Annotated in this window: 12 protein-coding genes, 1 tRNA gene and 1 CRISPR repeat array (1 of these 14 cut by a window edge); of the genes, 8 read left to right on the forward strand and 5 right to left on the reverse strand. The window is 55.0% G+C overall.

What is annotated here, in order from left to right:
• A CRISPR array of direct repeats spans positions 1 to 3,417; the repeat unit is 36 nt; unit sequence GTTTGAGAGTGTTGACAAATAATAGAGGTCTCAATC (it extends 1,504 nt beyond the left edge of the window).
• An 11-nt stretch (positions 3,418 to 3,428) separates the two neighbouring features.
• From VB016_00385 to VB016_00415, 7 genes are read left to right on the forward strand one after another with little or no spacing between them, the layout of a single operon-like run.
• Entirely contained in the window at positions 3,429 to 3,800 is a 372-nt protein-coding gene (locus VB016_00385) for a hypothetical protein (GenBank protein MEA4977003.1), read from the forward strand.
• Positions 3,760 to 4,836, forward strand: coding sequence for a thiamine pyrophosphate-dependent enzyme (locus VB016_00390; GenBank protein MEA4977004.1), 1,077 nt, complete (start codon positions 3,760 to 3,762; stop codon positions 4,834 to 4,836). Before VB016_00385 ends, VB016_00390 begins: the two co-directional genes overlap by 41 nt.
• Positions 4,817 to 5,941, forward strand: coding sequence for a homocitrate synthase family protein (locus VB016_00395; protein ID MEA4977005.1), 1,125 nt, complete (start codon positions 4,817 to 4,819; stop codon positions 5,939 to 5,941). Before VB016_00390 ends, VB016_00395 begins: the two co-directional genes overlap by 20 nt.
• Positions 5,942 to 7,150: a 3-isopropylmalate dehydratase/homoaconitate hydratase family large subunit gene (locus tag VB016_00400; protein MEA4977006.1), complete on the forward strand. Its 1,209-nt coding sequence runs from the start codon at positions 5,942 to 5,944 to the stop codon at positions 7,148 to 7,150.
• Complete coding sequence (locus VB016_00405; GenBank protein MEA4977007.1) at positions 7,147 to 7,617, forward strand: 3-isopropylmalate dehydratase; 471 nt, start codon at positions 7,147 to 7,149, stop codon at positions 7,615 to 7,617. Before VB016_00400 ends, VB016_00405 begins: the two co-directional genes overlap by 4 nt.
• Before the next feature lie 52 nt (positions 7,618 to 7,669).
• Entirely contained in the window at positions 7,670 to 8,638 is a 969-nt protein-coding gene (locus tag VB016_00410) for an isocitrate/isopropylmalate family dehydrogenase (GenBank protein MEA4977008.1), read from the forward strand.
• Positions 8,639 to 8,646: 8 nt separating this feature from the next.
• The gene (locus VB016_00415; GenBank protein ID MEA4977009.1) at positions 8,647 to 10,008 is read left to right on the forward strand and encodes an aldehyde dehydrogenase family protein; all 1,362 of its coding nucleotides are present in this window, start codon (positions 8,647 to 8,649) and stop codon (positions 10,006 to 10,008) included.
• Positions 10,009 to 10,807: 799 nt separating this feature from the next.
• On the opposite strand, the gene VB016_00420 is transcribed toward VB016_00415, so the two are convergent.
• From VB016_00420 to VB016_00440, 5 genes are all read right to left on the reverse strand, one after another.
• Positions 10,808 to 10,880, reverse strand: a tRNA-Pro gene (locus tag VB016_00420).
• A 23-nt stretch (positions 10,881 to 10,903) separates the two neighbouring features.
• Entirely contained in the window at positions 10,904 to 11,095 is a 192-nt protein-coding gene (locus VB016_00425; GenBank protein MEA4977010.1) for a DNA-directed RNA polymerase subunit N, read from the reverse strand.
• A gap of 6 nt (positions 11,096 to 11,101) precedes the next feature.
• Positions 11,102 to 11,500 (reverse strand): 30S ribosomal protein S9, encoded by a 399-nt coding sequence (locus VB016_00430; protein ID MEA4977011.1) that lies wholly within the window; start codon positions 11,498 to 11,500, stop codon positions 11,102 to 11,104.
• Between the two features lie 5 nt (positions 11,501 to 11,505).
• Entirely contained in the window at positions 11,506 to 11,931 is a 426-nt protein-coding gene (locus VB016_00435) for a 50S ribosomal protein L13 (protein MEA4977012.1), read from the reverse strand.
• A 4-nt stretch (positions 11,932 to 11,935) separates the two neighbouring features.
• Positions 11,936 to 12,298 carry a 50S ribosomal protein L18e gene (locus VB016_00440; GenBank protein ID MEA4977013.1) on the reverse strand — a complete coding sequence of 121 codons (363 nt, stop codon included), beginning with the start codon at positions 12,296 to 12,298 and terminating at the stop codon, positions 11,936 to 11,938.
• Positions 12,299 to 12,448: 150 nt separating this feature from the next.
• Here VB016_00440 and VB016_00445 point away from each other — a divergent pair, with 150 nt between their 5' ends.
• Positions 12,449 to 13,486 carry a TIM barrel protein gene (locus VB016_00445; GenBank protein MEA4977014.1) on the forward strand — a complete coding sequence of 346 codons (1,038 nt, stop codon included), beginning with the start codon at positions 12,449 to 12,451 and terminating at the stop codon, positions 13,484 to 13,486.

Consider the following 13,486-nt stretch of genomic DNA (forward strand, 5'->3'; position numbering starts at 1 on the left):
GAGGCCTTCAGTAACGTTTGAGAGTGTTGACAAATAATAGAGGTCTCAATCCGACCATACTCGGCATATCGGCCCTGGAGGGTTTGAGAGTGTTGACAAATAATAGAGGTCTCAATCGCTGTGGCCGAATTTGAGAGGGAACTAATCGTTTGAGAGTGTTGACAAATAATAGAGGTCTCAATCAACCGGCGCGAGTTGCAGGATGGTATGATGGTTTGAGAGTGTTGACAAATAATAGAGGTCTCAATCACGTCTCACCGTTTATTTCCTGTCTTGCATGTTTGAGAGTGTTGACAAATAATAGAGGTCTCAATCAACACACATTGAGAGAGTGGGAAAAAATAAGTTTGAGAGTGTTGACAAATAATAGAGGTCTCAATCGAAGTCCTACAACGACATGATATCTGACCTGTTTGAGAGTGTTGACAAATAATAGAGGTCTCAATCCACAGGACGTTTACACATGCAAGTAATGCTGTTTGAGAGTGTTGACAAATAATAGAGGTCTCAATCCGCGAAGATAGGAGGCATACAAGTGTATTAGTTTGAGAGTGTTGACAAATAATAGAGGTCTCAATCAGGTCTCCGAAGGGTATCTTATCAGATATGGTTTGAGAGTGTTGACAAATAATAGAGGTCTCAATCCTGGTCGATGAGGTCCTGCCTGCGGGCGTGGTTTGAGAGTGTTGACAAATAATAGAGGTCTCAATCGTTCTGCGATTCGTCCAGAACGAATGCTATGTTTGAGAGTGTTGACAAATAATAGAGGTCTCAATCATAAATTTCGTCGTTCAGACCGATGGAAACGTTTGAGAGTGTTGACAAATAATAGAGGTCTCAATCCGCTACATAGGAGAGTAAGATTATGGGAATGTTTGAGAGTGTTGACAAATAATAGAGGTCTCAATCGATTTTGCTAATATCTTCATTGTCGAACGTGTTTGAGAGTGTTGACAAATAATAGAGGTCTCAATCCGCCCCCACACTTGGGATAGTATTTACACAGTTTGAGAGTGTTGACAAATAATAGAGGTCTCAATCCTATGTAATAGGGCGCACACGCTGGGCCAGGTTTGAGAGTGTTGACAAATAATAGAGGTCTCAATCAATATCGAATCATCGACTACTACGACGTCCGTTTGAGAGTGTTGACAAATAATAGAGGTCTCAATCTGGGGGAAAACGGCCACAAGAGGCCCGTGGGTTTGAGAGTGTTGACAAATAATAGAGGTCTCAATCTGTCGCCGATCTCCACACCCATCTTATCGCGTTTGAGAGTGTTGACAAATAATAGAGGTCTCAATCTAAGCCATATGAGAAAGCTGGCGGGGTTGTGTTTGAGAGTGTTGACAAATAATAGAGGTCTCAATCCAAAAACGGCCCGTGCGGGCTGGTGGCGGGGTTTGAGAGTGTTGACAAATAATAGAGGTCTCAATCATTCGTATCGGCGAGTTATCGAGGCCTTGGGTTTGAGAGTGTTGACAAATAATAGAGGTCTCAATCACACTACCTATGCGAGCGGTACCTGGGATAGTTTGAGAGTGTTGACAAATAATAGAGGTCTCAATCATCAGGTGTGGAGAGTAGTGTCGCGCGCGAGTTTGAGAGTGTTGACAAATAATAGAGGTCTCAATCCCGCACGGATCAGCACCTCCGACATAGCAGGTTTGAGAGTGTTGACAAATAATAGAGGTCTCAATCTACAGATGTTATATGGAGGACAGGAATAATGTTTGAGAGTGTTGACAAATAATAGAGGTCTCAATCGTTCGAAGATGCCGTCGAAGTTCTCTGATGGTTTGAGAGTGTTGACAAATAATAGAGGTCTCAATCCTGGGAAGTCTCCGGAACTGAATCTCTTGAGTTTGAGAGTGTTGACAAATAATAGAGGTCTCAATCGAAAGCTACTACAACGAGCAGGCAAGAAAAGTTTGAGAGTGTTGACAAATAATAGAGGTCTCAATCACTTCGTCAGAGGGTCGGGTATCAAGAAGAGTTTGAGAGTGTTGACAAATAATAGAGGTCTCAATCTGACGTGCCGTATAACGTCAAGCAAGCGATGTTTGAGAGTGTTGACAAATAATAGAGGTCTCAATCAATAAAGCGGACTGTGAGCGCTTCCGCTCTGTTTGAGAGTGTTGACAAATAATAGAGGTCTCAATCACAATAGAGCGTTTGCTCGAAGTGTACAATGTTTGAGAGTGTTGACAAATAATAGAGGTCTCAATCTTAAGCGTAACCGAGCTGGGAATCTCTGACGTTTGAGAGTGTTGACAAATAATAGAGGTCTCAATCCATATTCGTCGATTATCTGATGGACGTCCGGTTTGAGAGTGTTGACAAATAATAGAGGTCTCAATCACAAGGGTTATCTCGACGGTAGACTCACAGGTTTGAGAGTGTTGACAAATAATAGAGGTCTCAATCAAAGCGCGCGGTGAGATGTGGGATGTGTTGGTTTGAGAGTGTTGACAAATAATAGAGGTCTCAATCGCGGACCCGACGGTAACTGCCGGACTGATAGTTTGAGAGTGTTGACAAATAATAGAGGTCTCAATCGGCCTTGGGGAGCATGCCAGTCCAGTCGTAGTTTGAGAGTGTTGACAAATAATAGAGGTCTCAATCATTGCCCCCGAGCCCGACGTTGAACCCACCGTTTGAGAGTGTTGACAAATAATAGAGGTCTCAATCTGTGGCGTATCGTATGGTACGTTAGTTTGTGTTTGAGAGTGTTGACAAATAATAGAGGTCTCAATCAAGGCCGCCTGCGACGCACTGACCTCCTCAGTTTGAGAGTGTTGACAAATAATAGAGGTCTCAATCATACGCAATGCCGTTATGTTTATGATCTATGTTTGAGAGTGTTGACAAATAATAGAGGTCTCAATCTATCCCCCGACAGTTGTCGCCTGTAAGGTTGTTTGAGAGTGTTGACAAATAATAGAGGTCTCAATCTGAACCTTAACGATCTTGAAGTCAGGATGGGTTTGAGAGTGTTGACAAATAATAGAGGTCTCAATCGAACTTGAGCTTGGTGACTTCGCCATCTCCGTTTGAGAGTGTTGACAAATAATAGAGGTCTCAATCACGATAGAGCGTCTCCTAGAGGTCTATAATGTTTGAGAGTGTTGACAAATAATAGAGGTCTCAATCCTCCGCGGGCGAGGTGGTGGTGTGCCGATTGTTTGAGAGTGTTGACAAATAATAGAGGTCTCAATCTAATTTTTTATCGATACCACCATCGCCGAAGTTTGAGAGTGTTGACAAATAATAGAGGTCTCAATCATTGCATAAGGGATACAAAGGTGAAGCACTGTTTGAGAGTGTTGACAAATAATAGAGGTCCCAATCGACGCTATGTCGGGGCATGACGGTCGTAACGTTTGAGAGTGTTGACAAACATTAGAAGCCTTAATCTCATATCCGACGTGGGAACGCCCGCCTCCTCCGACCCCGCGGCGTCGGAACGGACCCGCTCCATGAAGGGTGCGGCGGGAAGGGAACGGACGACATTCTTTCTTGCACCCAGTCTGAATCGGACCGGCGCATCCTGTTCGAGCACGTTGCGGAGGGGCCGCGGCTATGGTTTTGCGATCCGCCATCTCGCGGGTGCGTACTATGAAGAGGCATTAAGCATGAGAATAAGATACGGTTCAACGCGGACCGGCCGCGAAGGGAAGTGCGAGCATAACGAACGAGAAATCGAAGAGAGGGTTTTCGAAGGCGGGCGCCGATGCCGCCGCAGAGGAAGGGCGGACCGTGTGGGGATTGCTTGCGGAATGCATAAGATCGATGAGTGACACGTCCTATACGGTGCACGGCTATCCTATAACGGACCTCGCGAAGGCAGCGGGATCGGTCAACACGATAAACGAGAAGACCGCATTGGAGTACGCGCTGGGGGACTCCCTCTCTAAGAAGAGGTCGACGGTCATAGTGAAGAACGTGGGAGTCAATGCGCTTGCGGACCCTCTCGTGATGGCCTCCACCCAGGGCATCATGGGGGGAGTTGTGCTGATATCCGGGGACGACACCGAAGTCAGGGGGACCCAGGTCCGCCAGGATACCAGGCCGTACGCGGAGGTGGCATCGGTCCCGCTGGTGGAGCTCGACACGGGCGCCGTCCGCCAGGGCCTCGAGATGGCGTTCGCCGAATCCGAGAAGTATTCCAGGGTGGCGATCCTGAGGGTCACCGACGTCGCCCTCTACAGCGCGACAGGCGAGGGGCCGCCCCTGATGCAGGCGGACCGCCGTTACGGGAGGCTCGCGGACAGGGCACTGACGGCTAAAGGATGCGCCGACCGTGCGGATAGGATCTTCAAGGGAAAGGGAGAAGTCCCGGAGGCCGTCGAGAGCGGAGGCCGCACATTGGGCCTGTGCAGGAACTGCCCGTACAAACCCCTTCTGCAATTCATATCGGACGAGGGCATCGAGGTCATAATCGACACCGGATGCGTGATCCTCGCCAGGAAGAGGCCCTACAACATAGGGGTGGCCAATTACGGCCTGGGGTCCTCCATAGCCGTCGCCGCGAAGTCCACGGGGATAGCGGTCATCGGAGACTATGCTTTCCTCCATTCTGGGATCAATTCGCTGATAGACGTCTATGAGAGGGGCACCCCGCTGCTGACCATAATACTGAAGAACGGAAGGCTGGGCATGACGGGAGGGGAGGGGTGCTTCGACGTGGAGAGGTACATCTCCTGGGCCGGGCCCGAGAGGATGGGGGTCGAAGAGGCCATCGGGATCATGAAGGGATCTGTTACCGGCCCGAGAACGATAGTGATAGAGACGGAATGTCCGGAGGGTGAAATACATGAAGAAATTGGATATTGAGATCTGTGATGTGACACTCAGGGACGGCGAGCAGACTCCCGGGGTCTCCTTCACATGCGAGGAGAAGCTCGACATCGCACGCGGCCTTGACGCCATCGGCGTCGAGGTCATAGAGGCGGGCTTCCCGAGTGTCAGCGAGGACGAGAGGAAAAGCATAAAGGAGATAACGAAGGCCGGACTCGATGCCAGGATATGCTGTCTTTCCAGGGCGGTAAAGTCCGACGTCGACGCGGCGATCGATTGCGACGTTGACCTGGTCAGCATATTCATCGCCACCTCAGACCTGCACATAAGGGTCAAGTACAAGAAAAGCCGCGAAGAGGTACTGGCACAGGCCCTAGACATGGTCGACTACGCCATAGGCCACGGCATACAGGTCAGATTCTCTGCGGAGGACGGCTCCAGGACGGACCTGTCATTCCTGAAAGAGATGTTCAGACAGGGCTGCGAGCACGGTGCGGCGTACAGCAGCATAGCCGACACGGTCGGATGCCTGACCCCGCTCGAGACCGCGGATGCCGTCAGGTATCTGACGGACGGCCTCGGCAACAAGCTGTGCGTCCACCTGCATAACGACATGGGCCTCGCCACGGCGAACGCGTTCACGGCGGCCGAATGCGGGGCGTTCCAGCTCCACACAACCGTCAACGGCATAGGCGAGAGGGCCGGGAACGCCAGCCTCGAAGAGCTGCTCGTGGCACTTAGGATGAAAGGAGGCGTGGACAGATACGACCTCACGCACCTAACGGAGCTGTCCCGGAAGGTCTCACGCTATTCGGGGGTACCGGTATCGAAGACGAAGGCCGTCGTCGGCGAGAACGCATTCTCGCACGAGAGCGGCATACACATAGCCGCCCTGATCGTGGACAGCTCCACCTACGAGTACTTCCCCCCGAAGATGGTGGGAGGGGAGCAGAAGTTCATACTAGGCAAGCACACGGGCAGAAAGGCCCTCGAGCACATCGTCAAGACCCTCGGATACCAGCTGACAGAAGCCCAGATGGACAGGGTGCTGCACGATGTGAAGGTGAGGGGCGAGGGCAAGTGCGCGATCACGCCCCAGGTGCTGATGGAGATCGTGGAGAATGCAAGGGGGACGTCGTAATTGAGCACGCTGTCCGAGAGGATCCTGAGAGGGGCGGCAGGCAGTTTCGTCGACGTTACGGTCGACCGGGCGATGGCCCATGACGGTTCGGGGATCCAGGCATTGACGGCTTTCCGCGAGATGGAGGCGGAGGAGATACGGCATCCTGAGAGGATAACGATAATTTACGACCACATAGTCCCGGCGAACAATTCGACCACGGCGGACCTGCAGGCGGAGCTCAGAAGATTTACCCTCGAGAAAGGTCTCGATTTCCACGACATAGGGTCCGGCGTGTGCCATCAGGTCATGAGCGAGGGCAGGGTCCTGCCCGGGGAGGTCGTGGTGGGAGCAGACTCTCACACATGTACCATGGGAGCCTTCGGGGCGTTCGCCACGGGGGTGGGGGCATCGGACATGGCGTCCATCTGGGCCACCGGCGGGACCTGGCTGAAGGTGCCGGAGACGATCAACATCAGGCTGGAAGGAAGACTCCCCCGGTTCTCGGAGCCCAAGGATGTGGCGCTGAGATATGTGGGCATGCTCGGGGCGGACGGCGCGACCTACAAGGCCATAGAGTTCACCGGCGACAACGATATCCGGATGGAGGGGAGGCTGACGATATCCAACATGGCTGTCGAGGCCGGGGCCAAGACGGGCCTGTTCTACGCCGACGGGGAGACCTGCCGCTATCTGAAGGGATATGGGTTGGATGCCGAGCCGCAGAAGGCGGAGGACTGCGGCTACGTCAGGGAGGAGACCATAGAGCTGGACGATGTGGAGCCCGTACTCGCCGTGCCGCACAGGGTCGACATGGTCAGGCCGGTGTCCGACCTGGAAGGGACCCCCCTCGACCAGGTCTTCGTCGGCACGTGCACCAACGGCAGGTACGAGGACCTGAAACGCTTCGCGGACGTGGTCAAAGGCAAGCGGGTGAAGGTCAGGACGGTCGTCGTCCCGGCTTCCAGGGCCGTGCTGCTCAGGGCGATGGAGACCGGCGTTCTGAGGGACATCGTGGAGTCGGGGGCCGCAATAGGCACGCCGGGGTGCGGACCGTGCCTGGGCGCCCACCAGGGCGTGCTCGGGGAAGGGGAGGTCGGACTCTCCACTGCCAACAGGAACTTCAAGAACCGCATGGGCGTCGGAGCGGAATACTATCTGTCGTCGCCGACGACGGCCGCGTTCTCCGCGCTCAAGGGTGAGATCGCATCACCGGGGGAAAGGTTGTGAAGGGAAAGGTCGTGAGGGTCGGCGACGACATCGATACGGACCTCATAATAGCCGGAAGGTACCTGAGGACGAAGGACAGGTCGCTCTGGGCGGAGCATGCTTTCGAGGACCTCGACCCGGGCATGTCGTCACGTCTCCCGGGCAGTGTCATCGTCGCGGGGAAGAACTTCGGATGCGGGTCGTCGCGCGAGCAGGCGGCCATAGCTCTGAAGGAGGCGGGAGCGGTGGCGGTGGTCGCGAAAAGTTTCGCCAGGATATTCTTCAGGAACGCCATAAACAGGGGCATCCCCCTGTTCGAGGTCGAGGGCCCGATGGAATGCGATGACGGAGATGAGATCGCTGTCTCGCTGGAGGGATCCTATGTGGAGACCGGGGGCAAGAGATACGGATCCCTCAGGCTGTCGGACAGGATGATGGAGATCATAGACGCCGGCGGGATCATAGAGCTGAGGAGGAGGGACCGATGAGGTCCGGAGAGGCCGCCGGCCACGCCGGCGGGAACGTTCGGAGGGCCGCCCCGTGAAGATAGCGGTCGTCGAAGGGGACGGCATAGGCAAGGAGGTCGTACCTGTGGCCGTGAAGGTTCTGGAGCACTACATTCCGGATGCGGAGTACCTCGGGATCGAGGTGGGCTACGGGAAATGGGAGAGGACAGGCAAAGGATGCGACGACGGAGACATCGAGATGATGAGGGAGGCGGACTCCGTCCTCTTCGGTGCCATAACGACTCCTCCCGATCCGGACTACAAGAGCGTGATGCTCAGGATCAGGCACGAGCTCGGCCTGTACGCCAACATAAGGCCGATACGCGGGGACGGTTTCAGGATGACGGTCGTCCGCGAGAATTCGGAGGGCCTGTACTCGGGCATAGAGGAGATCGGCAGCGAGAGGTCAACCACCCTGAGGGTGGTGACCAGGAAGGCAAGCGAGCGTATAGCCGCCTGCGCGTGCGAGATCCTCCTTAGGGATTTCGAGGGCGGCACCCTCACTATAGGCAACAAGGCTAACGTAATGAAATCGGACGTCCTATTCAGGGACACCTGCATGGAGGTGGCGGAGAGGACGGGCGTCCCGTACAGGACGGCTTACATCGATTCGCTGACGTTCGATGCCTTGCACAACCCCGGCAGATACGACGTGATAGTGACCACCAACATGTTCGGAGACATATTGAGCGACGCCCTTGGCCATGTGGCCGGCGGCCTCGGGATGCTCCCGAGCGCCAACATCGGCGGAGAATGCGCCCTCTTCGAGCCGGTGCACGGCAGCGCCCCCGACATCGCCGGGAAGGGGATCGCGAACCCGGTGGCGGCGATAAGGAGCGCGGGAATGCTCCTTGAGCACGCCGCGGGCATAATGTGCGAAGAGGAGATCGAGAGGGCAATATCCGGGGCTGTCTCGTCGGGGGCCGGGACTCCGGACCTCGGCGGGGACTCCGGAACGGAGCTGTTCGGGAAAGAGATACTGAAGAGGCTCGGAAAGAGGTGAACACGAAGATGGATGTCTATAATCCCGCCAGGAACGAGAAGATCGGAGAAGTTAAGGAGTTCACCGGAGAGGAGGTCGCGAGTACGATAGAGGGGCTCGCGGCAGGGTTCCCCGGATGGTCGGCCATGAGGCCGGCCTCCAGAGGCATGGTGCTATACAGGGCGGCGGAGATTATGAGGGCGGACACGGACAGGCTCTCGTCGATCCTGACCGCGGAGCAGGGAAAGCCGCGCGCCGAGGCGAGGAACGAGATCCTGGGCGCCGCCGCGGTCTTCGAGTTCTACGCGTCGATCGCCGGGACCGTGGGAGGAAGCACGGCGCCGAAGTCCGATTACGGGTACGCGTTCACGAGCAAGTCCCCCCTGGGGGTGTGCGGTGCGATAATCCCGTGGAACATGCCGGCGCTGATAATGGCGTGGAAGGTCGGGCCCGCCGTTGTGACCGGCAATACAATCGTTGTGAAACCCGCAGAGACGACCCCGTTCACGAACACCGAGATGGCGAAGATACTGTATTCTGCCGGCATTCCCGAGGACGTCCTCGCGGTCGTCACCGGCGGCGGCGAGACCACGGGCGCCGCCATAGTCGGGAATAAGGATATCAGGCATCTGTCATTCACGGGGTCGGTCGAGACCGGGGGGAAGATCTCCAGGATGGTCGACGCAGGAAGAGTCAGGCTCACCCTGGAACTCGGAGGGAGCGACCCGATGATAGTTTGCGGCGATGCCGACCTGGACAGGGCGGTGGCAGGGGCGGTGGCCGGCAGATTCTACAACTGCGGTCAGATATGCACGGCCGTCAAGAGGCTCTTCGTGGCGGACAGCGTGGCGGACGGGTTCACGGAGAGGCTGAAAGCCGCGACAGAGAGGCTCAGGGTGGGGGACGGGGCCGTCGAGGGGACCGATATCGGCCCTTTGAACAGCAGCGAGGGGCTGCACAGGATAGAGAGGATGGTCGAGGACAGCACGGGCTCCGCGAAGGTCATAACAGGTGCCAGGAGGCCCGAGGGCCGGGGGAACTTCTACGCCCCCACTCTCATAACGGACCTGGAACCGGATTCGAGGCTGCTGACCGAGGAGGTCTTCGGCCCCGTGCTCCCGATAGTCAGGTTCGGTGATCTGGATGAAGCCATAGAGATGGCGAACTCTACCAGGTTCGGCCTGGGCGCGTCGATATGGACCAATGACATGAGGAATGCGTCCAAGGCCGTGGACGGCGTGAAGTCGGGCATATTATGGGTCAACAGGCACTCGAGGATACCTCCCGAAGTCCCCTTCGGAGGGGTCAAGGGCAGCGGCATCGGCCGCGAGAACGGCCAGAACGCGTTGGACGGGTATCTGGTCGAGAAGACCGTGATCATCTCGCCCTGACGATCGGCACCGTGCATCGGACAGCGGGGGTGCTGCCTCCGCGCCGGAGGCGCTTCGGCGGAAAGAGGAGAGGGCGCGCGGGAACGCGACCCATAATACGATCTTCAACAGTCGAAGCATACGATAATCCAATCAAATGGGAGAAGAGACGTTGACTTCTGCTTCGAACTTCTTTGGAGATATGCCAAGGGAGATGGGGCCGACATAGAAGGGAGGGACGCGCTCGAATGGTACAAACCCGTCGCCCCGGTCCATTCCGAATCGGCCGGCACGGTCGGGAGTACCCCGGAGGAATGCCCATGGACATATGTTCAGATTGCAGGACGAGGTCCGTTGCTCCATCTAAACTACGGCAAAGCGGAAATTGCATTGCATAAAGATTACAATGTGAGCAAAGAAGCCTTTTGGATGGCAAGATACAGAGCCGCAGGGAAAATCCGAGAACAGGGATGGGATTGGAGGAATTCTGCGGCGACAATCTCCCCGGCATGTTTTCTTTGATTAAGTTATCCGATCATCCTTAACGGTCGTATATCGCGGATCTTTGGCCGATCGCCAGAATGAGTATCGCGAGCCAATCGATCCCGATTTGGAGACGAGGCGGTAATCGTCTATCCGATCCTCCACAATCTCCGGGGTCCGCCGTAAGGGCGTGGCCGTAGGAACACGGATCATCAGTGCCACACGCTCAGGCCGTCGGTTGCGGGAGAATCGTTGGAATAGGATAGATGTTCGTGAAAAAGGAAGACGGGAGTTTTGATTTTGAAAAACCCTGAACAAAGTAGCCAGTAGAATTAGGTGGGCCCGCCCAGATTTGAACTGGAGTATCATGCACCCCAAGCATGGAGGATACCAAGCTACCCCACGGGCCCATTAATAGGTTTTTTTAAGAGGTTTATCCGAGAGGTGCGATCTCACCGATGAGGTCGGCGTGGGAGACTATCATCCTGCGGCAGCAGTATCTTTCGAATCCCAGATCGTCGAGGACCGCTTTAGGGTCCTCGCCCATCCCTACACGCTTCGAGTATACTGGGTAGGCGCTGCCTACCACCTTTCCGCATGTGAAACATCTCACCGGTATTATCATGTTAAATCACCTGTACGACTTCTGCTTTCTGGCACGTGCACCGTGTCCGAGCTCGTTCTTCGGCAGTTTTCTCCTGGTATCGTTGATGATAAGGGTCCTGTCGTAGCTTTTGAACAGTGCTTCCAGTTCTTCGTCTTTATAGTACTCGACGAGTCCTCTTGCGATCGCCGTCCTGGCGGCCGCGGCCTGCCCCATGACTCCGCCGCCGTCGACGGTCACACGGATGTTGACCTTCGCGGCTTTTTCGGCCGCAAGTCCAAGGGGCTCCTGTATTTTGAGCCTGGCAAGCTCCGGAGAGTAGATGTCCAAGGGGACCTTGTTTATGGTCACCTTCCCGTTACCCTCCTCGACTACCGCCCTGGCGGTCGCGGACTTTCTTTTTCCACTTGTATTGACACATTCCATGGGGATCATCTCACATTAGAACCCAGGAATTTAGAGACGGCTCCCAGGGTCGTGTATTTGCCGGTGATCTTCTTCTTAGCGAGCTCAGGCACTTCGGTTTTAACTTCGGTGAACTGCTTGGGTATTCCAACGTATACGTGGAGCCTTCTGTAGGCGTCCCTTCCGCTGGAGCTCTTCCAGGGGATCATTCCCCTTACGGACCTCTTGAATATCAGGTCCGCCCTGCGGGGGTAGAAAGGTCCCTTTCTCTTGGTGGCGTCACCAAGTTCGGTGCGGTGCTTGAACTTCTCGCACACCATTTCCTTCGCCCCTGTAATTATGATGGACTCAGAGTTCAAAATGATGATCTCCTCGCCGTCCATGATCCTCTCTGCGACAACGCTTGCAAGCCTGCCGTAGATCAGGTCCTTTCCGTCAATAAAAGTCACCATTCAATCACCTCATTATCCTGACATTGGAACCTTTTGGGTTGGTGTCCATGAGCTCTCTTATGCTCACGGCCTTTCCGCCGGATTCCGTAATCGCTTCCTTCGCCTTCTCAGAGAAGGAGAAAGCCGCAACTGTTACTTTCTTCGTGATGCTGCCTGCTGCGAGAACTTTCCCGGGGACGACAACCGTCTCCCCGTCCTTTGCATATCTCTCGATTTTGCTGAGGTTCGTTTCGGCCCAGTTCCTCTTAGGTTTCTCAAGCCGAACCGCGATGTCTCGCCAGATGGCAGCTTCGTTTTCCCTCGACGTCGCCTTAAGATCGAAGATCAAGGCGATCAGCGAAGGGTCTGTTTTGAAACTTACCTTCATATTCTGACTCTCCCGACATTGGGTGAGGCTGTCGTATGCGGGATTTGTTTATAAAACTTGTCTAATCCGGATGCGCGGGGAGATGTCGTACGCGTACGGGATAATGTGCGTTATGTTTAATACTGTCCTCGCATTAGCACCGCTGATATCATGATTAGATTCGGACCTGCGGGAATACCGCTTTCGTGCAAAGGCCGCACCCTCAAGGACGGTATCGAGGATGTTCACAACCTGAGCCTCACCGCTATGGAGGTCCAGATGGTAAGGCCCAGCAGATTCAGCAGATACCCTGAAGACGAAGAGGTCGGAAAGACCATCAGGGATATCGTCGAGGATTTCGTCATCGAGATCATCAGGGACGACGAGCTGATATGCTCGCCCGATGTGCCCATAGAGGAGGACGACGAGCTGATATACATGTCGTCCAGCATAACCAACAACTTCGGTTCGCTGTATAATACGGGCGAGATAGCCAAGAGGATGGACGTCAGCATGTCGATACACACCCCGTATTACATGGACCTCGGGTCCGAAACGCCGCTGGCGGAAATGTGCATGGACAGCATCAGGCACGCCGGGCTCATTCTCAACGCGCTCGGAGGAGACACGGTCGTTACCAGCCTCGGCCTATACAACGGCGCCTCGAAGGAGGAGACCGAATCGCGCATATTCGATAATGTGGAGGCGATAATGGGCTGGTGGCAGGAAGAGAACCTCAAGCCGAGGCTCGGCATCGAGGTGACAGGCCACCAGGAGACATTCGGGTCTCTCGACCAGATATTGGACATGTGCGACAACATCGAAGGCATTGTCCCCGTAATCAACTTCCCGCATCACCACTCGCGCACCGGAGGGTCCCTCAAGGAGATCAAGGACTTCATAGACCTTATCGAAAAGGTCGAACCCTACTGCAAAGGCGGCATATACTCCCAGTTCTCGGGAGTGGAGCACGCCGACGGCGAGGAAAAGAAATACACGCCGATAAAGAAAGGCGACCTCAAGTTCGAAACGCTCGCCGATGCGCTCACGGAAGTGAGGCCGGAGATCACGGTCATCTCATGCTCCCCGTTGCTGGAGCACGATGCCATGTACATGAGGATCATAGAGGAGAGGGTCCTCAGCAAGAAGGTGGCCAAGATGCTCAAAGAGATGAAGAAGCAGGCGACCGCAGAGGCCCCCGGGGAATGA

This window comes from Methanomassiliicoccaceae archaeon, from assembly GCA_034928305.1.
Taxonomy (GTDB): domain Archaea; phylum Thermoplasmatota; class Thermoplasmata; order Methanomassiliicoccales; family Methanomethylophilaceae; genus VadinCA11.